Annotated in this window: 25 protein-coding genes; 13 read left to right on the forward strand and 12 right to left on the reverse strand. The window is 67.8% G+C overall.

Features of this window, described 5'->3' with window-relative positions:
* Positions 1-62: 62 nt before the first annotated feature.
* The 7 genes from dnaA to mutM form a co-directional block, all read right to left on the reverse strand.
* Complete coding sequence (dnaA, locus tag IBJ06_RS12080) at positions 63-1,517, reverse strand: chromosomal replication initiator protein DnaA (protein WP_292160660.1); 1,455 nt, start codon at positions 1,515-1,517, stop codon at positions 63-65.
* Positions 1,518-1,966: 449 nt separating this feature from the next.
* Complete coding sequence (gene rpsT, locus IBJ06_RS12085; protein WP_292160662.1) at positions 1,967-2,236, reverse strand: 30S ribosomal protein S20; 270 nt, start codon at positions 2,234-2,236, stop codon at positions 1,967-1,969.
* A gap of 93 nt (positions 2,237-2,329) precedes the next feature.
* Positions 2,330-3,841, reverse strand: a complete 1,512-nt coding sequence (locus tag IBJ06_RS12090) for a type IV secretory system conjugative DNA transfer family protein (RefSeq protein WP_292160665.1) — start codon at positions 3,839-3,841, stop codon at positions 2,330-2,332.
* Positions 3,838-4,533 carry a hypothetical protein gene (locus tag IBJ06_RS12095; RefSeq protein WP_292160668.1) on the reverse strand — a complete coding sequence of 232 codons (696 nt, stop codon included), beginning with the start codon at positions 4,531-4,533 and terminating at the stop codon, positions 3,838-3,840. The genes IBJ06_RS12090 and IBJ06_RS12095 overlap by 4 nt, the downstream gene beginning before the upstream one ends.
* 81 nt (positions 4,534-4,614) lie before the next feature.
* Positions 4,615-5,415: an enoyl-CoA hydratase-related protein gene (locus IBJ06_RS12100; protein ID WP_292160671.1), complete on the reverse strand. Its 801-nt coding sequence runs from the start codon at positions 5,413-5,415 to the stop codon at positions 4,615-4,617.
* 42 nt (positions 5,416-5,457) lie between these two features.
* Positions 5,458-6,000, reverse strand: coding sequence for a DUF1697 domain-containing protein (locus tag IBJ06_RS12105; RefSeq protein ID WP_292160673.1), 543 nt, complete (start codon positions 5,998-6,000; stop codon positions 5,458-5,460).
* Positions 6,001-6,003: 3 nt separating this feature from the next.
* A complete protein-coding gene (mutM, locus tag IBJ06_RS12110) occupies positions 6,004-6,867 on the reverse strand; it encodes a bifunctional DNA-formamidopyrimidine glycosylase/DNA-(apurinic or apyrimidinic site) lyase (protein ID WP_292160675.1) in 864 nt (287 codons plus the stop codon).
* A 76-nt stretch (positions 6,868-6,943) separates the two neighbouring features.
* Here mutM and IBJ06_RS12115 point away from each other — a divergent pair, with 76 nt between their 5' ends.
* The 5 genes from IBJ06_RS12115 to IBJ06_RS12135 all read left to right on the forward strand — a co-directional run bounded on the left by IBJ06_RS12115 (position 6,944) and on the right by IBJ06_RS12135 (position 13,074).
* Positions 6,944-7,834 (forward strand): LytTR family DNA-binding domain-containing protein, encoded by an 891-nt coding sequence (locus IBJ06_RS12115; protein ID WP_292160677.1) that lies wholly within the window; start codon positions 6,944-6,946, stop codon positions 7,832-7,834.
* 358 nt (positions 7,835-8,192) lie between these two features.
* The gene (locus IBJ06_RS12120; RefSeq protein ID WP_292160679.1) at positions 8,193-9,020 is read left to right on the forward strand and encodes a phosphatase PAP2 family protein; all 828 of its coding nucleotides are present in this window, start codon (positions 8,193-8,195) and stop codon (positions 9,018-9,020) included.
* A 41-nt stretch (positions 9,021-9,061) separates the two neighbouring features.
* Positions 9,062-10,480, forward strand: coding sequence for a glycosyltransferase family 39 protein (locus tag IBJ06_RS12125; protein WP_292160681.1), 1,419 nt, complete (start codon positions 9,062-9,064; stop codon positions 10,478-10,480).
* A 129-nt stretch (positions 10,481-10,609) separates the two neighbouring features.
* Positions 10,610-12,442 carry a translational GTPase TypA gene (typA, locus tag IBJ06_RS12130; protein ID WP_292160683.1) on the forward strand — a complete coding sequence of 611 codons (1,833 nt, stop codon included), beginning with the start codon at positions 10,610-10,612 and terminating at the stop codon, positions 12,440-12,442.
* A 92-nt stretch (positions 12,443-12,534) separates the two neighbouring features.
* Positions 12,535-13,074: a hypothetical protein gene (locus tag IBJ06_RS12135; RefSeq protein WP_292160685.1), complete on the forward strand. Its 540-nt coding sequence runs from the start codon at positions 12,535-12,537 to the stop codon at positions 13,072-13,074.
* A gap of 190 nt (positions 13,075-13,264) precedes the next feature.
* Here the strand turns inward: IBJ06_RS12135 and IBJ06_RS12140 are convergent, their stop codons facing one another.
* Positions 13,265-13,507 carry a GlsB/YeaQ/YmgE family stress response membrane protein gene (locus tag IBJ06_RS12140; protein WP_292160687.1) on the reverse strand — a complete coding sequence of 81 codons (243 nt, stop codon included), beginning with the start codon at positions 13,505-13,507 and terminating at the stop codon, positions 13,265-13,267.
* Positions 13,508-13,711: 204 nt separating this feature from the next.
* On the opposite strand from IBJ06_RS12140, the gene IBJ06_RS12145 reads away from it, so the two are divergent.
* Both IBJ06_RS12145 and hisN read left to right on the forward strand, forming a co-directional pair.
* Entirely contained in the window at positions 13,712-14,095 is a 384-nt protein-coding gene (locus IBJ06_RS12145) for a helix-turn-helix transcriptional regulator (protein WP_292160689.1), read from the forward strand.
* Between the two features lie 41 nt (positions 14,096-14,136).
* The gene (gene hisN / locus IBJ06_RS12150; protein ID WP_292160690.1) at positions 14,137-14,922 is read left to right on the forward strand and encodes a histidinol-phosphatase; all 786 of its coding nucleotides are present in this window, start codon (positions 14,137-14,139) and stop codon (positions 14,920-14,922) included.
* Here hisN and rarD read toward each other — a convergent pair.
* Complete coding sequence (gene rarD, locus IBJ06_RS12155) at positions 14,919-15,842, reverse strand: EamA family transporter RarD (RefSeq protein WP_292160692.1); 924 nt, start codon at positions 15,840-15,842, stop codon at positions 14,919-14,921. The two genes, hisN and rarD, sit on opposite strands and share 4 nt — an antisense overlap.
* 1 nt (position 15,843) lies before the next feature.
* Complete coding sequence (locus IBJ06_RS12160) at positions 15,844-16,890, reverse strand: aspartate-semialdehyde dehydrogenase (RefSeq protein ID WP_292160694.1); 1,047 nt, start codon at positions 16,888-16,890, stop codon at positions 15,844-15,846.
* A gap of 151 nt (positions 16,891-17,041) precedes the next feature.
* Between IBJ06_RS12160 and zapE the strand changes: the two genes are divergently transcribed.
* Both zapE and IBJ06_RS12170 read left to right on the forward strand, forming a co-directional pair.
* Positions 17,042-18,163 (forward strand): cell division protein ZapE, encoded by a 1,122-nt coding sequence (zapE, locus tag IBJ06_RS12165; RefSeq protein WP_292160696.1) that lies wholly within the window; start codon positions 17,042-17,044, stop codon positions 18,161-18,163.
* Between the two features lie 23 nt (positions 18,164-18,186).
* The gene (locus IBJ06_RS12170) at positions 18,187-18,774 is read left to right on the forward strand and encodes a YbjN domain-containing protein (RefSeq protein ID WP_292160698.1); all 588 of its coding nucleotides are present in this window, start codon (positions 18,187-18,189) and stop codon (positions 18,772-18,774) included.
* Between the two features lie 24 nt (positions 18,775-18,798).
* On the opposite strand, the gene mdh is transcribed toward IBJ06_RS12170, so the two are convergent.
* Complete coding sequence (gene mdh / locus IBJ06_RS12175) at positions 18,799-19,761, reverse strand: malate dehydrogenase (protein WP_292160700.1); 963 nt, start codon at positions 19,759-19,761, stop codon at positions 18,799-18,801.
* Between the two features lie 139 nt (positions 19,762-19,900).
* Here mdh and IBJ06_RS12180 point away from each other — a divergent pair, with 139 nt between their 5' ends.
* A complete protein-coding gene (locus IBJ06_RS12180) occupies positions 19,901-20,839 on the forward strand; it encodes an SIMPL domain-containing protein (RefSeq protein WP_292160702.1) in 939 nt (312 codons plus the stop codon).
* 3 nt (positions 20,840-20,842) lie between these two features.
* Positions 20,843-21,259, forward strand: a complete 417-nt coding sequence (locus IBJ06_RS12185; protein WP_292160704.1) for an HIT domain-containing protein — start codon at positions 20,843-20,845, stop codon at positions 21,257-21,259.
* On the opposite strand, the gene IBJ06_RS12190 is transcribed toward IBJ06_RS12185, so the two are convergent.
* Positions 21,256-21,858: a hypothetical protein gene (locus tag IBJ06_RS12190; RefSeq protein WP_292160707.1), complete on the reverse strand. Its 603-nt coding sequence runs from the start codon at positions 21,856-21,858 to the stop codon at positions 21,256-21,258. The two genes, IBJ06_RS12185 and IBJ06_RS12190, sit on opposite strands and share 4 nt — an antisense overlap.
* Before the next feature lie 175 nt (positions 21,859-22,033).
* Between IBJ06_RS12190 and sdhC the strand changes: the two genes are divergently transcribed.
* Together sdhC and sdhD are read left to right on the forward strand one after the other, a co-directional pair.
* Positions 22,034-22,498, forward strand: a complete 465-nt coding sequence (sdhC, locus tag IBJ06_RS12195; protein ID WP_292160710.1) for a succinate dehydrogenase, cytochrome b556 subunit — start codon at positions 22,034-22,036, stop codon at positions 22,496-22,498.
* Positions 22,495-22,902, forward strand: coding sequence for a succinate dehydrogenase, hydrophobic membrane anchor protein (gene sdhD, locus IBJ06_RS12200; RefSeq protein ID WP_292160712.1), 408 nt, complete (start codon positions 22,495-22,497; stop codon positions 22,900-22,902). Before sdhC ends, sdhD begins: the two co-directional genes overlap by 4 nt.
* Positions 22,903-22,905 lie beyond the last annotated feature (3 nt).

Here is a 22,905-nt window from a genome sequence, read left to right on the forward strand (position 1 = left end):
CCCCGGCCACCCCGGCCCCGGGTGTGGATAAGGATGTGGATGGACCGGCGGGGCGCGCGTTTCTAGCCGCGCAGCTTGCGGGTCAGGGCCTCGACGTCGCGGGCGATCTGCTCGTCCGTGGCCAGCAGGCTGTCGATCTTGCGCACCCCGTGCAGCACGGTGGTGTGATCCCGCCCGCCGAAGCGCCGCCCGATGTCAGGGTAGGAGCGCGTCGTATGCTGCTTGCACAGATACATGGCGATCTGGCGCGGCCGGGCGACCGAACGGGTGCGCCGCTCGCTCAGCAGATCGGCCTGCTTCAGATTGAAATGCTCGGATACCGTCTTCTGGATCTCGTCGACGGTGATGCGGCGCTCGGGCCCGCCGCGCAGGGCCGCGCCCAGCAGCTTTTGCGTATCCTCGACCGTCAGGGCCGACAGCCGCCCGCCGGACACGGCGGCCAGGGTGGTCACCGCGCCTTCCAGTTCGCGCATCGACCCCGGCGTCCGGTCCACCAGATGCTCCAGCACGGCATCGCCGATCACGCCGTCGACCACGCCGAGACGCGACAGGGCCTCCAGACGGTTGCGGGCCACGGCCAGCTTCAGCGCCCGGTCGCCCGGCTCGATGGGACAGGTCAGGCCCGAGGCCATGTGTCCGCGCAGACGCGGCTCGATTTCGGCCAAGGCCAGCGGCGGCCGGTCGGCCGACAGCACCACCCGGCGCCCATCCTGGATCAGGGTGGTCAGGGTCGACAGCAGTTCCTCCTGGGTCGAGGTCTTGCCGCCGACGAATTGCACATCGTCGATCAGCAGCATGTCGGCATTGCGCAGACTGTCCTTGAAGGCGGCGGTCTGGCGGTCCTGCATGGCCTTGACGAAGGTCGACAGGAAGCGCTCGGCCGTCAGATAGACGACCCGGGCCTCGGGCCGCAGACGCTGGGCCTCCCAGGCGATGGCGTTCAACAGGTGGGTCTTGCCGAAGCCATAGGGCCCGCACAGGAACACCGGATTGAAATGGCCGTCGGCCCAGGCCGCGACCTGTTTGGCAATGGCCAGGGCAAAGGCATTGCCGTGCCCCTCGACAAAGCCGTCGAAGGTCAGGCGGTCCTGAAGTCCAGCCGCGCGCACCGCCCGCGGACCGTCGGCCACGGGACCGACCGTCGGGGCCGGCATGGGCTGGAATCCGGCCGAGGGCGCGGTGGCGGCAGGCGCGCCCTGAACCGCCGAAGCCGGCGGCACCGAGCCCATTTCGGCCCGGCACCGGACCTCCAGCCTGCGCGACAGGCCGTCCAGACCCAGCCACAGCTCATTGACGCGGCGCAGCACATTCTTGCGCACCCAGTCGCGGGCATAGGCGGTGGGCGTGACCAGGATCAGCTGACCTGCGCTATCCATCCGCACCGCCGAGGGCGCGATATAGGAGCTGAACGGTCCGTCGCCGATTTCCGAGCGCAGCCGAACGGCCGCCTCGGTCCAGATCCGGTCCGGATCGGTCATCGTCGTCGTCTCGCGCGCCATCATTGTGCCACCCTGCATCCCGTGTCCCACTCTCCTGCATCGCCCCTCCGCCCCGAGTGCGCCCCAGACCCCGGGGACAGCCCTGACGTCCCTGAAAAGCGTGCGCTTTTCAGGCCTGGTCAGGCACTCGAACAGACATCTCCCGCCGACACGAAATCGCGTTCCGCGCCGCCTTCATCCGTGTTGGGATGGAAGTGCGATGGAGGTCCAAACTACTCCCGCGACCGGGAGCGTCAACGCTGATTCGCGACCCGAAACGCAGTTAAATTTGTTGACTCCGCTAAAGCCATTTCCGGCTTGAGAATTTGCCGATTTCGCCACCCGGGCGAGCACAGAATTCATTGCGAACGGTTATCTGCGGACATGCAAACGGCGAGACAGGAACCCCCGTCTCGCCGTTGAAATTCATGGCTTTTCATATGACAGCCGCATGAAGGGCCGTCCGGGTGCCGCCGAAGCGGCCGTCGTCAGGCTGCAGAAATTTTCTTCAGCTGGGCGGCCAGACGCGACACCTTGCGCGAGCCCGTATTCTTGTGAACCACGCCCTTGGACACGGCGCGCATCACCTCGGACTGGGCCTCGACGAAGGCGCTCTTGGCGGCGGTCGCGTCACCGGCCGTCACGGCTTCCTGGAACTTGCGCAGGAAGGTGCGGACGCGCGTGCGGCGCGCCTTGTTCACTTCGGTACGCGCCGCGATCTTGCGGATCGCCTTCTTGGCACCGGGGTTGTTGGCCATCAGTCAGAACCTTTGAACGGAAAGCGCCGCGGAACCGATCCACGGCGCAGAAATCTCAAGAGCGCGCGGCTATAGCGGAACAGAGCGCGGGGGTCAACGCGAGTCCGGTCCGGGATCGTGCCCGGTCTCCAGCCACTGCACGATCCGACCCGAAAGAGCCACATCCGCGGGCACGGGAGCCTCGAAACGCGCCCGGGGGGCGGGTCGGGCGGGGCGAATGTACTCGGTCAGCGGCGTGCGCGGCGGCCCCACGGGATCCCGGTCGGCGTCATAATAGGGGTTCTCGTCGAACATGCCCTGAAAGGCCGGATCGGTACGATAGTTTGGCAGCTTGGCCACGACCGCCTCGTCGCCCGCGATCTGCAGCAGCATCTCGTCCGCCTCGAGATCCAGCACGAAGCCGCCGCTTCCAGCCCCCACGATTGCCGCCATGTCCGAGGCCGCCAGCATGGTATTGGCCCCAAAGCACTGCACCACCTTGCTGTTGTTGACCATGGTGCGCCAGTCATTGGGATACAGCAGCTGCAACTGCGACACGTCCTGCCAGAAGCTCCACGTCTGCAGCCCATATCCGCGCAGCAGGGTCACGGCCTTCCGCAGTTCGTCAAACGGGCCCAGTTGCGCGGCCTCGTCAAGGACGAACAGGGTTGAACGGGCCGGGCGGGCACGCCGGCGCATAATGGCCGTCATCAGCGTCCCGACCCACAGCCGCAACAGCCGCCCGTGCGAGATCAGCATGTGTGGCGGCAAAACGATGAAGATCGACAGCGGGTCGCCCCGGATCACGCCGTCCAGCGAAAAGGTGGACTCCCCGGTCGCCTCGGCGATCAGCGGCCCGCGGATAAAGTCCACGCCCTCCTGGGCAAAGGCGACGATGCCGCCCAGGGTCTCGGCCGCCCCGATGGACATAAGGTCGGCCGTCGCCCGCGCTTCGGGGTGGCGCGATCCGGACAGCATGTGCATCACGGCTTGCGGGGAGCCGGCAGCCTCGTTCACAAGGGTGCGGACCCGGGCCAGCGTATGCTCGGACTTCGGCAGGTCGGTCAGCACATACAGGACCACCCCCACCAGCAACTGGCGAGCGCGGCTTTCCCAGAACAGGTCCTTCGATGAACCTGAAGCCCGCAGTAGCTGGTTGACCAGGGTGTGGGCATCATCCACTCCGGTCGGGCTTTCGGGATCGATCAGGTCCAGGGGGTTGAACCGTGCGGCCTCAAGACCCGTCAGGCCCATGGGATCCAGCACCACGACCTCATGGCCCATCTCACGCCGGCGTCGGGCGGTGATGGCGGCGTTCTCGCCCTTGGGGTCCACTACGATGACCGAGCCCGGGTACCGCAGCAGGGCGGGCACGATACAGCCCACGCCCTTGCCCGCGCCGGTCGGAGCCACGGTGATCAGATGGCCTTCGCCCTCCAGCAGGATCGGATCGACGACATTGCCCGCAGCCCGGGGCTGCTGAACGCCAAAGCTGAAGCCGATCGGCTGGCGGCGATGATTGCGTTCAAGCGACCATCCGACCAGAACGCCCTCGCCCGGCAGGCTGTCGGGCAGCTTCAGGGGGGCCTGCCCCCCCGGAAAATCCGTCGCGGCATGAGAGGTCATCGGGCGTCTCCCTGGCCGGTCACGGGCCGACGGTGGGCACCGTCAAAGATAAAGCCTGGCCCTGGATGATCCTCCATGACGACCTGGTCCTCTTCCATCGTGACCAGGCCGTTTCGCAGGACGGAAAAGGTCGAGCGGAACAGGGCGGCACCATACAGGACCACCGCGTCGTGCAGGCTGGTGTCGCCGTCCCCGGGGCGTGACCGGATCGGGTGCCCCAGCCCCTTGCCCGCGCCGCGCGGCTCTCCGCCCGTCAGCTCGGCCAGACGATCATCGCTCTCAACCAGGAAGAAGGCCCCCTCATCCCCCCGCACCGCGCTGGTGAAGAAGCGCAGATAGGCCTCGCGCTGGGCCTCGGTCTGCAGTTGGATTCCCCGGCGGTCGTTGATGTCGTGGATGATGTCCGACCGGCCATCCAGCAATTCGGCGCCAAAGGGGCCGTACAGGAAGCCCACCACCTGATCCCCTTCGCCGGTGCCGGTGATCAAAACCTCACAGGCGGCCCATCCGGGCCAGAAGGGCAGCAACGTCATGCGAAACTGCACCATACGTCCGCCGACCATGGTCTGCGGCAGAAACACGGGGCTCAGAACGAGATGTCGCCGAAGGTCCGCAGCCAGCGGATCGGGCGCTTCGCGCCAGTCCGCCTCGAACAGCGGTGGCACGGGCCAGGATACGGTAGTGTGTGCCAAGTCGTCCCCCGCAAGCTACTGTCAGGCTTGTGTAAGATGTTCAGGGGCAATTGTGAACGCTGTTTTCCCTGATCGGCCGCTCTAACGCCCCCTGAACGTCGGCTTCCGCTTCTCGACAAAGGCCGACATGCCTTCCTTCTGGTCCTCGAAGGCGAACAGGCTGTGGAACAGGCGGCGTTCGAACTGGACGCCCTGGGTCAGGGTCGTCTCCAGCGCGGCATTGACCATCTCCTTGTTGGCCATGACCGCCAGCGGGCTCTGGGCGGCGATGCGGGCGGCGATCTTGCGGACCTCGTCCAGCAGGGTGTCGTGAGGGAAGACCCTGCTGGCCAGACCCGCGCGCTCGGCTTCCTCCGCGTCCATCATGCGGGCGGTCAGCACCATGTCCATGGCCTTGGACTTGCCGACCAGCCGGGTCAGGCGCTGCGAACCACCGATGCCGGGGGCCACCCCCAGATTGATCTCGGGCTGGCCGAACTTCGCCTTGTCCGAGGCCACGATGAAATCGCACAGCATGGCCAGCTCGCACCCGCCGCCCAGGGCAAAGCCATTGACCGCCGCGATGATCGGCTTGCGGAAACGGGTGATCCGGTCATGGCCCAAGGCAAAGAAGTTGGCTGTATACATCTGGGCATAGGTCTGGTCGGCCATCTCCTTGATGTCGGCACCCGCGGCGAACGCCTTGTCGCCCGAGCCGGTCAGGATCAGACAGCGGACAGTGTCGTCGTGCTCGACCGCATCCAGAAAGGCCGCCAGATCGCGAAACAGGGCCGAGTTGAGCGCATTCAGCGCCTCGGGCCGGTTCAGCGTCACCACCGCATAACCGTCGTCGTGGCGTTCGATCGCCAGGGTGTCATAGGTGTCGGCGGCAGCTGGGGTCATGGGGCGCTCCTTCTGAATTCGGGGCCTTCCTACCAAAGACCGTCACTCCGGCGATAGCCCGACCATTGCGCCCAGCTTCAGAACCGTATTCCAGTTCCGTCCCGTGCCCATACCCAGCATCCGGGGCGTGGCCTTCTTGAAGATGCCGGACTGGCCCTGGCCGTTCGGGAACCAGAAATAGAGGACGTCTCCCACCGCCTCGACCCGCTCGCCGCCCTCGGCCAGCGCGCGACAGGCGTCAAGGGCACCGGCCTTGATCCCGGCCTTCATCACCATGGCCAGAACCTTGGCGGGCTCTGCCGAGGCTTCATCAGCAAAGGGATTGGCCGCGATCAGGCCCTGCCAGTCGGCGGGCGTGCGGACCATGACCGCGACCTTCAGGCCGAACCGGGCCTCCATGGCCGCCTCGACCTCACCCTCCAGCCGGGCGGGATCCCGGTCGCTCCCGACCACCAGATTGCCGCTGGCCAGAAGCGTGCGCGGATTGCCGAGACCCATCTCCGCCGCCATGGCCCGCTGTTCGGCCACGGGTGCCCGCACCCCGCCGGTGTTCATGCCGCGAAACAGGATGATGCGCTGGTCCATACGTTATCTCTTCTGACAGACCGGGCACCAGAAGGTCGAGCGGCCACCCTGCACCTGCCTGCGGATCACCGGGTGGTCGGCGTTGCGGCGGCAGGGCTGGCCTTCGCGGCCATAGACGTCGAACCGGTGCTGGAAATACCCCTGCCCGCCCTCGGCATTGGCAAAGTCCCGCAGGGTCGAGCCCCCGGCGGCGATGGCCTCGGCCAGCACATCGCGCACCGCCACCGTCAGCCGCTCCAGCCGCGCCTGTGACAGACTGCCGGCGGCGGCCACGGGCGAAATCCCCGCGCGCCACAGAGCCTCGCACACATAGATGTTGCCCAGCCCCGCCACATGGCGCTGGTCCAGCAGGGCCACCTTGACCGGCTGGGCACGGCCCTTGAACCGCGCCTTCAGATGATCGGCGGAAAAGCCATTGCCCATCGGCTCGGGTCCCAGACCGGCAAACCACGGATGGGCCTCGACCTCATCCGTCGGGATCAGGCCCATGAAGCCGAACCGGCGGGCATCGGCATAGCCCACGCGCGTGGCCGTTCCGTCTCGCGTGGCGCAGAGGCTGAGGTGTTCATGCGGCCCACGCACGGGCGCATCGGTCTCGAACTCGCCCAGCGGATCGCCGTCCAGGGTGAAACGCCCCGTCATGCCCAGATGGGTCACCCAGGTCTCGCCCGTCGACAATGGCATCAGCAGATATTTGGCCCGGCGTCCGGTCGACAGCACGCTCGCCCCCTCCAGCCGTTCCGCGAACCGCTCGGGAAAGGGAAAGCGCAGATCGGCGCGGTTCTGGCGCACGGTCGACAGGGTCGCGCCGGCCAGCACCGGCTCCAGACCCCGCCTGACGGTTTCGACCTCGGGAAGTTCGGGCATGGAATCCGGCCTGGGGGATGACGGGCCGATCCCTAACAGACGGGCTCTGGCATGGGCACCCCGGAAAGCTCGACCCGTGGCCTTGCGCGTGTCGATCGGTCGCGCCCCGCTGATCGCTTGGCATGCCCGGAAGCGGTGCTATCTCTCGGCCATGACCCTGCTCGAGCGCATCGATCCGACACGCACCTGGCCCGGACTTCTGGGTGCCGCAGGCGCGGGGCTGACCGCCCTGTTCGTGTTCCTCGAGCCCACGCCGACGCAGGTGCTGAGCCTGCCCGCGCTGATCGGCTTCTGGGGTGCGCACGTCTTCCTCTTCCTTGCGCTTGCCCAGGGATCGCAGGTCCTCATCTCCCGGCATATCGCCCCGAAGGCGAACCCCTGGGCCGCGATCGCGGCGGCGGGCGTCGTGGCGTCCGCCCTGCTGGCGCCGATGGCGCTGGTCCTCGACTATCTCATGGTCGGACCTCTTGATCCCGCCGAAGCGTCCGGTTGGACCTGGGCCGGGCTGATCGAGGAATGGGCCAGCCTGGCACCCCCCGCGACCGTGGTCTGGCTGGGCCTGAACGCCGCGCGGTTCCTGAGACGGCCCGACCCGGAGCCCCAGTCGACGCCCCGGGGTACCGAGGCGCTGGCGGAGCCGGGGTTCATGCGGCGGCTTCCGCCGGGCCGACGCGGGCAGCTCATCGCCCTGAGCGCAGAGCTGCATTATCTGCGGGTCTATACGACCTCGGGCGAAAGCCTGATCCTGCAAGGCTTCGGCGAGGCTCTCGCGCAACTGGGCCCCCAGGCGGGTGTTCGCATCCATCGCTCCCACTGGATCGACCCGGCGTTCGTCGCCGAGGTGACGCGAGATCGTGGCCGCACGAGGGTCCGCCTGTCCAACGGTCTCGTTCTGCCGGTGGCGCGAAACCGGCGGGCCGAAGTAGCGGCCAATCTCGCGGCGGAGACCGGCCCCGCGCGGGCCTGACCGTTCGTGAGATCGCGCGCGCCCTTCGTGCGCTGATCCGGTCCGACGGGCGGCGCTCCACGCCGCTCGTGCAGGCCCCGCGACCGTTCGTGCATTGACGTTGGTCGGGCGTCCCGGCGCTCCTTAGCAGTCCCCGCCGAACCGCAAGCCTCAGCCCGGACGGCAGACCAATGAGCTCCTGCACATGAGTTCGCGAGACGCGGACGCGCTGACCCCTGCCGCGCCGTCGGTCCGGCCCGGGACGACCTGCAATGGAACAGGCACAGAAACGACACCGGACGCTCATGGTTCGGTGACGCGCGTGCCGCACGAGTCAGGCATTCGCATGCCCGGGGCGACGTCTGGTCCGGGAAAATCGATGACGCATGGACAGATGCTGTCGGGCGCGGCCTCGGCCGGTCGGTCAACCCGTACCCGGCGCGGCCTGCGGCGGGAGTTGCATCGGCTCAGGCTGTCCTGGGTGGCGGGCGTCGGCACCGCCTCGCCCGTGGCCGCCGCCCTTGTCGCCACGGCGATCCTGTCGGCCTATTTCATCCTGTTGCCGGGCGTGGACCTGGCCGTCAGCCAGGTCTTCTTCGATGCCGAGCGGGGGTTCGTCGCCGCCTCTGACCCGGCGCTGAAGGCGCTGCGCAAGTCGTCGACCTGGGTGATGGGACTGGTGCTGCTGGGGCTGATCCTCATCGCCGTCCGTGGCGGGTGGACCCGCCGCCGCGAGGCGAGAAAGGCGCTGTTCCTGATCTCCGGCCTGGCCCTGGCCTCGGGTCTGGTTGTGAACGGCCTCTTCAAGGCGGGCTGGGGCCGGGCCCGGCCGATCCAGATCGAGGCGTTCGGCGGCGAGGCCGAGTTCACCCGGGCCTGGGCGATCACCGACCAGTGCGCCTCCAACTGTTCCTTCGTCTCGGGCGAGGCGTCGTCCGCGGCCTGGATCGTGGCGGCGGCGGCCGTCATGACGCCGCAACCGTGGCGCCGCATCCTGATCCCGGCCGCGTTCGTCTACGCCGCCGCCCTCTCGTTCAACCGCCTGCTATTCGGCGGCCACTTCCTGTCGGACATCCTGCTGTCATGGGCCATCACCGCTCTGGTTCTCTGTCTGCTGCATCGACTGATGCTCCACCGCCCCATGGCGACGCGCCGGGCGCGTCGGAGACGGCGTGCGCGCCAGGGTCCGGCTCCCGCCATGGGCTGATCCCGGGGGGACTGGTCGGGGCGGTCGCGGCCCTGACCCTGGTGCGGCTGGTCGGCCTGCACCTGTCCGTGACCGACCTCTATGTCGATGAGGCCCAATACTGGGCCTGGAGCCGGGAGCTCGCCTGGGGCTATTTTTCCAAACCTCCGTTCCTGGCCTGGATGATCGCGGCGACCGGGCCGCTCTGCGGGTCTGCTGAAGCCTGCGTGCGGGCCCCGTCGACGATCATCTGGGCGATCACCGCCCTGGCCGTGTCGGCCGTCGCCGCGACACTGGGCGGTCGCAAGGCGGCATGGTGGGCGGGCCTCGGCGTGCTGCTGGCACCGGGTGCCGCCTTTTCGGCGCGGATCGCCTCGACGGATGCGCCGCTCCTGATGTTCTGGGCGCTGGCGGTGCTGGCCGTTGTGCGGCTGAGGGCAGGGGGCGGCGCGGTCTGGCTGGCGCTGCTGGCCGTGTCCTTCGGTCTCGGCCTGCTGTCGAAGTACGCCATGATCTATCTGCTGCCCTGTCTGGCGATCGCGGCGCTGGTCGATCCCGACAGCCGCAGGACTCTCCAGAGACCCGCGGTCTGGCTGGCCCTCGCGGCCGGGCTGCTGATCTTCAGCCCCAACCTGGTCTGGAACGTCCTGAACAGCGGCGTCACCTTCCAGCACACGGCCGACAATGCCCGGGGCGAGGGTCTGGGCCTGGATATCGGCAGCGGGCTGGAGTTCATCGCCGCGCAATTCCTGTTGGCCGGGCCGGTCGCGCTTTTCTGGGTGCTCGCTGCGGCCGTCCGCGCCACGACGCTCCGCCCGGAAGCTCGGCTGATGATGGCCCTGTCGCTGCCGGTGCTTGCGGCCCTGACCCTGCTGGCCTTTCTGGGCCGGGCCCATGCCAATTGGGCGGCCACGGCCCTGATCGCCGTCTGGATCCTCAGCGGTCTGCTTTTTACGTGTTGGCGCCTCAAGGTCTGGCCGGTCGCCGGCCTGATCGTCGGACTGGCGCTGCAGGGACTGCTTCTGGCGGGCGATGCCGGACCTGATCGGCTGGGCGCGTTGGGCAGCGGGCTCTACCACCAGGTCCGGGGCTGGAGCGACCTGTCAGCCACCGTCGCCGATCATACCGATACGCAGGGCCTTGCGACTGTGGTCGCCGAGACCCGGACCGACGCCGCCCTGCTGACCTACTACCTCCGGCATACGCCTTTGCGGGTGCGCGTCTGGCCGGCACCGCCCCGGCAGGGTCCGGACCACTATTATGAGATGGCCCGCGCGCTGGACGCCTCCGACGTGGGCCGTCCCGCCCTGCTGATTACGGCCTGCCCGGACGCGGCCCGCCTCACGGACGCCCGCAACCTCGGCCGCGTCACGGTGAGCACGGGACCGATAACCCGGCGCACACGCCATCTGTTCATCGTGGCCGGCGACCCCGACCGGCGCCCTACCCCTTGCCCCTCCGAAGTCTCGTCCGCGCGATGACCCCGGATCGTCGAAGGCCGAATGGCTGGCCTTTCTGCGCCCGGCCCTGTATGAGGCGCGCGCTCCCCGCACCGTCGCCCTCACCCCGCGGCCCCTTCTGGCCGGCCGCCCTGCACGTCTGATACTCCAATGAACCTTCGTAACGTCGCCATCATCGCCCACGTGGACCACGGCAAGACCACCCTGGTCGACCAGCTGCTGGCCCAGTCCGGCGTGTTTCGCGCCAATGAGGCGACCACCGAGCGCGCCATGGACTCCAACGATCAGGAGCGCGAGCGCGGCATCACCATCCTGGCCAAGGCCACCTCCGTGCTCTGGAACGGCAAGGCCGGCGAGACCCGCATCAACATCATCGACACCCCCGGGCACGCCGACTTCGGCGGAGAGGTCGAGCGCATCCTCGGCATGGTCGACGGCTGCGTCATCCTGGTCGACGCTGAGGAAGGTGTCATGCCCCAGACCAAATTCGTGCTGACCAAGGCGCTCAAGATGGGCCTCCGCCCCATCCTCTGCATCAACAAGGTCGACCGCGCCCACGCCGACCCCGACCGCGTGCACCTCGAAACCATGGAGCTGTTCGAGGCCATCGGCGCCACGCCCGAACAGCTGGACTTCCCCCACATCTATGCCTCGGGTCGCAACGGCTGGGCGACGCTGGATCTGGACAAGCCCAATGACAATCTCGCGCCGCTATTCGACCTGATCGTCGACCATGTGCCGCCGCCCGCCGTCGCCGCCAACACCGACAAGCCCTTCCGCATGCTCAATGTGCTGATCGAGAGCGACCCCTTCCTCGGTCGCCTGCTGACCGGCCGGATCGAGTCGGGCAAGGCGGTCCCCGGCATGCCGGTCAAGGCCCTGTCGCGCGACGGCAAGATGATCGAGCAGGGCCGCATCACCAAGGTGCTGGCTTTCCGCGGCCTGAAGCGCCAGCCGATCGAGGAAGGCGCCGAGGCCGGTGACATCGTGGCCATCGCCGGCCTGTCCAAGGCGACCGTGGCGGACACCCTGTGCGCGCTCGAGGTCACCGAGGCGCTCGACGCCCAGCCCATCGATCCGCCTACCATCTCCATGACCGTCGGCGTCAACGACAGCCCGCTGGCCGGCCGCGAGGGTGACAAGGTCCAGTCGCGCGTCATCCGCGACCGCCTGCTGAAAGAGGCCGAGGCCAATGTCGCCATCCGCGTCACCGAGACCCCGGGCGCCGACGCCTATGAGGTCGCCGGTCGCGGCGAACTGCAGCTGGGCGTGCTGATCGAGAACATGCGCCGCGAGGGCTTTGAGGTCTCCATCAGCCGCCCGCGCGTGGTCTACAAGACCGGCGAGAACGGCGAACGGCTGGAGCCGATCGAGGAAGTCGTCGTCGACGTCGATGACGAATACACCGGCGTGGTCATCGAAAAGCTGTCGGCCCGCAAGGCCGAGCTCAAGGACATGGGCCCGTCGGGTGCCGGCAAGACCCGCATCAGCCTGATGTGCCCGTCGCGGTCGCTGATCGGCTATCAGGGGGAGTTCCTGACCGATACGCGCGGCTCGGGCGTGCTGAACCGCGTCTTCAGCCACTATGAACCGCACAAGGGCGAGATCGCCGGCCGCCTCAAGGGCGTGCTGATCTCCAATTCGGACGGCGAGACGGCCGCCTTCGCCCTGTGGAACCTCGAGGATCGCGGCGTCATGTTCGTCGGCGCGGGCGAGCGCACCTACCAGGGCATGATCATCGGCGAGAACAGCCGCTGGGACGACCTCGACGTCAACCCGATCAAGGGCAAGCAGCTGACCAACGTCCGCGCCGCCGGCAAGGACGAGGCCGTGCGCCTGACCCCGCCCCGCATCATGTCGCTGGAACAGGCCATCGCCTATATCGATGAGGACGAGCTGGTCGAGGTCACGCCCAAGTCGATCCGCCTGAGAAAACAGGTCCTGAACCCCAGCTTCCGCAAGAAGCGCGTCCGCCCGGACTGAGCCTGATCAGCGGCGTGCAACGGCGCTCCGCCATCAGCGTTAATCCTGTCGCCGGTTCTCTTACCAACCGGTGTCATCTGGATTGTAAAGCCATGCGTAAGACCCTGATCCTGGCCAGATCGGCGCTGGCCGTCTGTTTCGCGACGCCCGCCGCCGCCCAGGTCTTGGGGGGAAATGTCTCGGGCAATGCCGGCGTACGTATTGACCGACCCGATGTCGGCCTCGGCCAGACCGTGCGCGATACCCGGGATTTCACCCGGGACACCGTCCGCTCGACCCGCGACGGCCTGCCCGAGGCCCGGGTGGACGGGCGCGCGGGCGTCGAGGCCTCCGCCCGACCGCGACGGATATCGACCCAGACCGATGTGGCGATGGGTGCCGAGGTTCGGGCCCGGAACGGCGACCTGATCGGCTCCGTGGTCGGCACCACCCGCGACGCCCGCGGCTATGTGCGGACCGTGCTGGTCCGGACCGCCGACGGTGCCGTGCGGTCGCTTCCCGCCGCCTCGGCCGACCTGGCCGCGGAGGGGAACGGCGAGGTGGTGATCAGTCGCTGGGACCGCCGCCGCGTCGAGCGACAGCGCCCGGTGGACGACCGAATGGAAGGCGACCACCAGCGCACCGTCGAATAGCGACGCCGGTATGCCGGTTAAGGGGCGGTCCAAACGGGCCGCCCTTTTGCTGTGACCATCCTGGTCGCGCGCGTGACCAACCTAATCCCCTGCGCCGGAGCGGAATACAGCTCTCTGAAAGGCGCGCCGTATCACTAAAAAAGGGCGGCTCCGCAGAGCCGCCCTTTCCGGTTTCAGACCGTCACCCGTATCAGGCGCGGCGCTTCACCAGTCCCAGCAGGAACAGCAGGATGATGGCGCCGATGGTGGCGACGATGGTCGAACCGATCCAGCCGCCCCAGGCAAAGCCGAGGGCATTGGCCAGGAAACCACCGATCACGGCACCGACGATACCGACGATCAGATTGGTCAGCAGGCCATGATTGCGGCCCATGATCTGTTCGGCCAGCCAACCGGCGATGATACCGACGATGATCCAGAAAATAATGTTCATGTGTGCTTCCTTCCTTTGAATACCCAAGCTGAACCTTAAATGCGTTCCGCCGCCCCGGGTTGCATGGCCCCCAGCATTCGGTCTGCATTCGGTCGCGATCGCATAACCCCGTCATTCCCTCCTGACGCGATACCGGCACGGGGTTTGCCGCGTGGAGGGCGAGCCGTTCCGTTTCGGGACAGGTCGCAACACGGGGAACTGGCCATGGCCACTGACATCGATCTTCACCTTGGGCGCCGTCTGCGCCGCCGCCGCCGCCTTCTGGGCCTGACGCAACAGCAGCTGGCCACCCAGGTCGGCATCCGCTTCCAGCAGATTCAGAAGTATGAGTGCGGCGCCAACCGCATCTCGGCCGCCCGCCTGTGGCAGTTGTCCGAGGCGCTGGAAACGCCCGTCAGCTACTTCTATGACGGCCTGACCGAGGCGCTGGAGCGCAGCGAGACCGCCGGGGGCGCGGGTGGCGAGATGTTTTCCCGCAAGGAAACCCTCGACCTGATCCAGGCCTATTATCAGCTGGGCGAGCGCCCGCGCCGCCGCCTGCTGGATCTTGCCAAGTCGCTGCATTCCGAGGGTGACGCCGCAGCTTAAATGGGTGACGACGGGCGGCGGCGTCTGTATGCCGCCCACCCATGACCGAATATGAAGCCTTCGCCCTTGAGCTCGCCCGCGTCGCCGCCGACGTGACCCTGCCCCTGTTTCGCACGGGGACCGCCGCCGAGGACAAGGGACTGCCGGGGGCCTTCGACCCGGTGACCGAGGCCGACCGCGGGGCCGAGGCCGCCATGCGCCGCCTGATCGGGGCGCGTTTCCCGGACCACGGCGTCGTCGGCGAGGAATATGGCGCGGACCGGCCCGACGCCGAGTTCGTCTGGGTGCTGGACCCGGTCGATGGCACGCGCGCCTTTGTCGCCGGCCTGCCGCTGTGGACCACCCTGATCGGCCTGACCCACCATGGACGCCCCGTCGTGGGGGCCGTGGCCCAGCCCTGGCTGGACGAAGTGTTTCTGGGCGGCCCGTCCGGGGCCCGCTGCGTGTTGCGCGGAACCGAGGCACCGATTGCCACCCGCCCCTGTCCCCGGCTGAACGATGCGGTGATCTCGACCACCGATCCGGACATCTTTACCGGCGCCGAACTGGGGGCCTGGCGACAGGTCCGCGCCACGGCCCGCCTGACGCGCCTGGGCTGCGACGCCTATGCCTATGCCATGCTGGCCTCGGGCCATATCGATCTGGTGGCCGAAACGGCCCTCAAGCCCTGGGACTGGACGGCGCTGGTCGCCCTGATCGAGGCGGCGGGCGGGCAGGTCACCGACTGGCTGGGCAACCCGCCCCACGACGACGGCCGCATTCTGGCGGTCGGGGATGCGGCCCTCACCGAGCAGGCGCTGCTGACGCTCCGCCGCGCCGTCGGCTAGACCGGCTCCGCCTGCGAGGTCAGGGCCTTGCGGGCCAGCCGGGCGCGTCGCCACGCGGCCCACAGGAAGACACCGGCCCCCAGCCAGATAAAGCCGAACGACACCCCGCGCAGCCAGGTGAAGTCCTCGCCCTGGCTGACCCCGATGACAAAGCTGATGGTCGGAGCGACGAACTGCAGAAAACCGATGGTGGTCAGGGGCAGGCGCCGCGCTGCCCATGAGAACAGCACCAGCGGCCCAACCGTCACGGGCCCCGCCATGGCCAGCCAGAAGGCCGCATCCGGACTGTCGAAGAACACGCCCGAACCCTGCATCTGCAGCCAGATCAGCCAGCCGAGGCCGAACGGCGCCATCAGCAGGCATTCGACGAACAGGCCCGCCTGGGCATCGGCACGCACGCGCTTGCGGATCACCCCATAGGCGGCGAACGACACCGCCAGCGTCAGCGAAATGAGCGGCAGTCGCCCCAGCGCCACAGCCTGCAACGCCACCCCGGCTGCGGCCAGGGCAATGGCCACCAGCCCCGCCCGGCTCAGCCGCTCGCGGAACAGGCAGGCCCCCAGTGCCATATTCAGCAGCGGATTCAGATAATAGCCGAGGCTGGTTTCCAGCGTATGGGCGTTGTTCACTGCCCAGACGAACAGGGCCCAGTTCAGTGCGATCAAACCGGTCGACAGCATCAGCCAGCCCAGCGTCCGGCGATCGGCAAAGGCGGCCTTCACCTGGTCCGACTGGTGAGCCCAGAGGACCAGTATGGCGGCCCAGACCAGACCCCAGACGGCCCGGTGGCCCATGATCTCGAAGGCATCGGCGCCCGCTGCGCCCATGGGCTGATAGATCAGCGGCGACAGTCCCCAGAGGACGTAACACCCCAGCCCCGCCAGCAGGGCCGCGCGGCCGTCAGGCGCGGAGGCCGTCACCTCAGACCGTCAGGGTGCGATAACCGCCCGAGGGCTTGATCATGCCCGTCTCGTCCAGCAACTGCGCGATCTGGACGGCGTTCAGCGCCGCGCCCTTCCGCAGGTTGTCGGACACGACCCAAAGGTTCAGGCCGTTCTCGACCGTCGGGTCCTTGCGGATCCGGCTGACGAAGACGGCAAAGTCGCCGGCCGCATCGACCGGGGTGACGTAGCCGTCGGCCTCGGCCTTGTCGACGACCAGCACGCCCGGCGCCTCGCGCAGGATTTCGCGCGCCTCATCGGGCGATATCGGACGGTCAAACTCGAGATTGACCGATTCGGAATGGCCGACGAACACCGGCACCCGCACGCAGGTCACGGTCAGCTTGATCTCCGGATCAAGGATCTTGTGGGTCTCGACCCACATCTTGGCTTCCTCGTCGGTATAGCCGTCGTCGCGGAACGATCCGATCATCGGGATCAGGTTGAAGGCGATCTGCTTGGGAAAGACCTTCGGCGTGGCATCGCCCAGGCCATAGATGGCCTTGGTCTGGGTCCACAGCTCGTCCATGCCTTCCTTGCCCGCGCCGGACACCGACTGATAGGTCGAGACCACGCAGCGCGTGATCTTCGCCGCGTCATGCAGGGGCTTCAGCGCCACGACCAGTTGGGCGGTCGAACAGTTCGGGTTGGCGATGATGTTCTTCTTCCGCGCGTCCCTGACCGCGTCGGGATTCACTTCCGGCACGATCAACGGCACGTCCGGATCCATGCGGAAGGCCGAGGAGTTGTCGATCACGATCGGACCGGCCTTGCCGATCTTCTCCGACCATTCGCGGCTGACGTCCCCACCCGCGCTCATCAGCACCACATCGACGGTCGAAAAGTCGAAGGTTTCCATATTCTGGCATTTGACGGTCCGGTCGCCGAAAGCCACCTCCACGCCCTGCGACTTGCGCGAGGCGATGGCGTGCAGTTCCGACACCGGAAACTTCAGCTCCTCCAGGATATTCAGCATTTCCTGGCCGACATTGCCGGTGGCGCCTACGACGGCGACGCGATAGCCCATTATGGTCTGTCCTTCGGACGCCCTGCGCGCGCGCCGCGGGCGCTCGCTGCTTGAGGGCAGGTGGGGGATGCGGGGTACGCTGCCCATGTAATCATTCCCCCGTGCCACGCAATCGCTTTTCAGTCCTCGCCCGGCCCGCTAAGCGCGGGGCATGGCCTCCCGTATCGAACGCGTGCACGCGAAAAAGCTGAAAGACGGCGCCCTCAAGCCCGATCCCGGACAGGCGCAGGCCCTGAAGGCCCTGGCGCGGCTGGAAAAGGATCTGGGCCGGCGCGGCCTGTTCGGCGGTGTGCCCGAGGTGCGCGGGGTTTATCTGTACGGCCCGCCGGGACGCGGCAAATCCATGCTGATGGACCTGTTCTTCGCCCAGGTGCAGGAGCCGCGAAAGACGCGCGCCCACTTCCACGCCTTCCTGTCGCGAATCCACGGCCTGATCCGCAGCTGGCGCGAGGGCGACAAGCGGACCCGCAAGGCCCTCTTCGGCCAGTGGAAGGGCGATGACCCCATCGGTCCGGTCGCCGCCCTGATCGCCTCCGAGGCCCGCCTGTTGTGCTTTGACGAGCTGCAGGTGACCGACATCGCGGATGCCCTGATCCTCGGGCGCCTGTTCCAGGCCCTGTTCGAGCACAAGGTGGTGCTGGCGGTCACCTCGAACCGGCGACCGCAGGACCTCTATCTGAACGGGATCAACCGCGAGCTCTTCATCCCCTTCATCGATCTCATCGAGGCCCGGTGCGAGCGGGTCGAGGTGGCGGGCGAGCGCGACTGGCGCATCGACCGGCTGGCGACCTCGCGCGTCTGGTACGCCCCGGCCGACATGGGCCGCCGCATGGCCTTCGACGGACTGTGGAACGACCTCAGGGGCGACCAGCCGGAAGAGCCGGCGCATATGGACGTGATGGGCCGCGACGTCGTGGTGGAACGCACCGCAGGAGGCATGGCCCGCGCCACCTTCGCCGATCTGTGCCAGCGGGCGCTGGGGCCCAATGACTACCTCGCGCTTGCCGACCGCTTTCACACCCTGTTTCTCGAGGATGTGCCGGTCCTGCGTCCGGACGACCATGCCGCCGCCCGCCGTCTGGTGACCCTGATCGATGCCCTTTATGAAGCCAGGACACAGCTGGTGGTCCTCGCCGACGCCCCGCCCGAGGCCCTCTATCCGGAAGGACAGGAGACGTTCGAATTCGGCCGCACCGTCTCGCGCCTCAAGGAAATGACCGGCAAGGCCTGGTTGTCCGCCACAGGATCGCCGCCCTCGCCCCCTACAGCCTGACCAAACCCCAAAGGGAGATGTTGATGTTTCGTCGTTTGAGCGCCCTTGCGCCCCTGGTTGCCGCCCCGGCCCTGCTGATGGCCGCCGTTCCCGCCGCGGCCGCAGATCCCGCGGCTGCCCCCGCGACCGGCCCGGTCGTCTCGGTGGGCCAGGAGGCCGGCCTGACCCCGGCCGAGGTCCGCACCTGGCTGATCGAAAAGGGCGCGACGGTCGAGGAGCCCCGCACCATCGAGGGCCAGACCCTGCTGCGCGTCAATGACGGCAGCACCAACTGGCTGATCTTCTTCTATGGCTGCGACGCCACGGGCCGCTGTCAGGACATCCAGTTCGCCGCCAACATCGTGGCGGGCGGCCTGTCGCTGGAGCGGATCAATGCCTGGAACCGCGAGCAGCGCTTCGTGAAGGCCTATCTGCAGTCGAACGTGGACGGCACGCCGTCCGCCGTGCTGCAATTCGACGTGCTGCTGCTGGCCGGTCTGGGTGTCGATCAGCTGAATGACCCGACCGTGGTCTGGCTGGAGCTTCTGGGCAGCTTCATCGAAAGCCTGATCACCCCGACCAACGAAACCACGGCCCCGCCTCCGGTGACCCTGCCCACGACCGGGTCGTAGGAGGATCACCGGGGATCACCAGGTTCAGGCCAGCGAGGCGTCGATGTCCTTGCAGGCCTGGATCAGGCCCTGGACGGAGTCGACCGACTTTTTCAACATCGCCTTCTCGTCATCATTGGTCGAGAATTCGATGACCTTCTCGACGCCGTTCGCGCCGATCAGGGCCGGCACGCCGACATAGAGGTCCGACAGGCCGTATTCGCCCGACAGCCAGACGGCGCAGGGCAGGACGCGCTTCTGGTCCAGCAGATAGGAGCGGGCCATGGCAATGGCCGATTCCGCCGGGGCATAGAAGGCCGAGCCGGTCTTCAGCAGGGCCACGATCTCGCCGCCGCCCTTCCTCGTGCGCTCGACGATGGCGTCCAGCTCGTCCTGCGACAGGAAACCGGCCGCGACCGCGTCCGGCAGGGGCAGGCCGCCGACGGTCGAGTGGCGCACCATCGGCACCATGTCGTCGCCGTGACCACCCAGGGTCCAGGCGTGGATGTCCTGGATCGACACGCCGGTCTTCTCGGCGAGGAAGTAGGCGAACCGGGCCGAGTCGAGCACGCCGGCCATGCCGACGACCTTCTCCTTCGGCAGACCCGAGAATTTCTGCAGGGCCCAGACCATGGCATCCAGCGGGTTGGTGATGCAGATGACGAAGGCGTTCGGGGCGTGGGCCTTGATGCCCTCACCGACCGCTTTCATCACCTTCAGATTGATGCCGATCAGGTCGTCGCGGCTCATGCCGGGCTTGCGCGGCACACCGGCCGTGACGATGCAGACGTCGGCGCCGGCGATGTCCGCATAGTCATTGGCACCCTTCAGGGCGACGTCGGTGCCGATCACGGCGGTGGCCTCGGCGATGTCCAGCGCCTTGCCCTGCGGCATGCCCTCGGCGATGTCGAACAGGATCACATCCCCCAGCGCCTCACGCGCGGCGACGTGGGCCAGGGTGCCGCCGATCATTCCGGCACCGATAAGGGCGATCTTGGCGCGAGCCATGGGCAGTCTCCAGTCAGCGATGGGGAGGTAAAAAGTCTGGGCGGCGGTCTAGACCCGGGCGACCACGGCTGCAACCTCGCGCATCCATGCTTTACGATCCGGGGCAGGCAGGGCAGGGTGACCGCAATCGGAGGGGACCATGATCAAACGGCTGTTTCTCGCGCTTGTTCTGACGCTTGCGGCGACCCCGACGCTGGCTCAGACGCCACCCGCAACCATCGGCGAACGCTATGTGCCCGCGCCCTGGTGGATGCGGGATCCGGTGATCGCCTCTATCGGCCACGTCCGGGTCGAGGTTCCGGCCAACCGCGCAGCCTTCTCCGCTACCTTCCAGACCGTCGAGCGCACCGCCGAGGAGGCCGCAAAGAAGGCCGCCGACCGCGTGCGGGCCCTCAGCCAGGCGCTGGCCACCTGGGGGCCCGATGTGGTGCGGGTCGAGACCACCCTGTCCACCGAGCCCCTCTATGACCAGTACCGCGACGAGAACGGCGTGCTGCGCGACAATGTCCGCGCCGACCGGATCAGCCGCTATGCGGTCGATGCGACGATCATGGTGACGGTGCGCGACCCCGCCGTGCTTGAGGCTGTCTATGCCACCGTTATGGCCGCCCAGCCGACAGAGATCGGTCGCGTCGAGTTTCGCCTCGAGCCGGACAATGAGACCCTGAGCTGGCTGGCCGAGCAGGCCGTGGCCGATGCCGCCCGCCGGGCGCAGGGGGCTGCCGCGGCAGCGGGATCGCGCCTGGGGCCCGCCCGGGTGATCGACCCGTCAGGCCGGGCCTGCCAGACGGATGTGCTGGCCGGCTGGCCGTCCTATGGTGCCAGTCTGCCGCCCGCGACCACCGTCACGGTCACCGGCAGCCGCAGTCGCGTCGATCCGACCAACGCACCCACCCCGCTGATTCAGACAGACCGGGAAGCCCTGCTGGAAACCGGTCAGGGCACGGTCATCGACTATCTGGCGACCATTCCTGCCCTGTCTAACAGCCTTGTGCCGTCCGCTGATATGGTGCTGACGCTTCAGCCGCCCCTGCGCTGGCTGTCGGCCCAGGCCTGCGTTGTCTACTCGCTGGGCTAGGGCATGACCGCCTTTGCCGCCGACCCGGCCTTTGCTGCCGGATCCCTTGCCGTCACCGACTGGCCGCTGTGTCAGGTGCGATTGCAGGACGATGCGCGCTTTCCCTGGCTGATCCTGATCCCGCGGATCCCGGGCATGGTCGAGATCGAGGACCTGTCGCCGGAAGACCGGACCCGGTTCCTCGATGAGGGCCTGCGCGCCGGCGCTCTGGTCCGGCGGATGGGCGCGGCGCTGGAGCGGCCCATCGACAAGCTGAACATGGCGGCCCTCGGCAATGTTACGGCCCAGCTGCACCTGCATGTGATCGGTCGGCGGCGCGATGATCCGGTCTGGCCAGACCCCGTCTGGGGGCGCGGCACGCCTCAGCCCTGGTCCGATGCCGTGCGCGAAACCCTTATGACACTGATCCGCGAGGATTAATCCAGCTTCCGGACCAGGCTGACCCTCAGTCGGCGGCGCTCGCCCTGCAAGGTGCCGGACCAGCCGCGGCCAGCCCGCTCCAGTTCAAGCGTCCCGCCCTCGGTCGCGCCCTGACCGATCAGCAACAGGGTGACGGCATCCCCCTCCCGGCGGCCCGAGGTCAGGGTGCCCGCGCCCGGTGTGGTGCGCGACATCCACGCCCCCTCGATCGGCTGGCCCGGCCCGAAATCCGTCAGTACCAGGGCCATCAGCACATGGCCGTCCGGATCGAGCAATTGCCAGGCCCCATCCATCGGGCCCATCCGCTGGTCCATCCGCATCTCGGCCGAGATCACGCCCTGTGCATAGGCCAGTGCGGCATCCGTCGGCCCGGCCTCGTACTGACCCGCATAGGCATCGACCAGCACCCCGCCCCGGATGGGTCCGCGATACGTCCCTGTACTGTTGTCGCCCTCGGGCTCATTGGCTTCAAAGCTGGCGGGGGGTTCGAACGGGCGGATGGCGGGGGCCTCATACAGGGCTTGGCTGGGCAGGGGGGCGGCGACCGGGTCCTGGGACCCGGACAGGGCTATCAGAAGGGCAGGGACAGTCGCGATCATGGTCCGACCCTAACGCGCGACTGCGGCAGATGGCCACCCCGTCTGCCGGAGGCGTTTCCGGCTTCGTAACTTCGCCTGTGACACGGCGTTTCGTTGACACGGCCTCGCCCGGCTCTCTAAAGCCTTGGCCGTTCCCGTCCGTTGATTTGTCCCGGGTTTTTTGAGAACCATTCGCATGTCGGAACCCCTTTCGGGCCATCCCGCCGATCCGGCCGGACCGCCCCGATTTTACACCCCTCAGCCGAACGGACGCATCCGTCCGACCTCGCCTCATCTGCAGATCTGGCGCTGGCATGTGACCATGCTGGGATCGATCCTGCACCGCATCACGGGCTCGGGTCTGGCGGGCGGTGCCGTGCTGGTGGCCCTGTGGCTGGGCGCGCTGGCCTTCGGGCCCGAGGCCTATGACACCTTCGTCGGATTGGCTGGCTCGCCGCTGGGGCTGCTCGTCTGGTTCGCCCTGTCGCTGGCGGGCTTCTACCATCTGGCGGCCGGCATCCGGCACCTGATCTGGGACGTGGGTGTCGGCCTGTCGCCCAGAACCTCCTCGGCCCTGACCACGGTGACGCTGGTGTTTGCTGTCGTCGCCTCCCTGGCCTTCTGGGGCTGGCTGTTCGCTTCCGGAAAGGTGACGCTGTGAGCGCGCACAGGTCTGTCTATCGCAAGAACGTCAAGGTCGCCGAGCGCAAGGGCGCGGGCGGCTGGCTGGCCGAGCGCCTGTCGTCGCTGGTGCTGGTGCCCCTGACCCTGTGGGCCCTGTGGTCCGCCGCCATGATTGCCGGCACCGGCTATGAAGGTGCGCTCGGCTGGTTCGCCCAGCCCCTGAATGCCTGGCTGCTGGCCGCCACCTGGCTGGTCACCCTGTGGCATATGAATATGGGCATCACGGTCATCGTCGAGGACTATATCCACAAGCGCTCGACCCTGGGCCTGCTGCTGGGCCTCAACACGCTGATCTGCCTGGCCCTGGCCGTGGTCGGCCTGCTGTTCATCACACGACTGGCGGTGGGCTCTGACCCGCTGCCGGCCGGCTTCGGAGTCTGATCC

Source organism: Brevundimonas sp. (assembly GCF_016742135.1).
Classification (GTDB): Bacteria; Pseudomonadota; Alphaproteobacteria; order Caulobacterales; family Caulobacteraceae; genus Brevundimonas.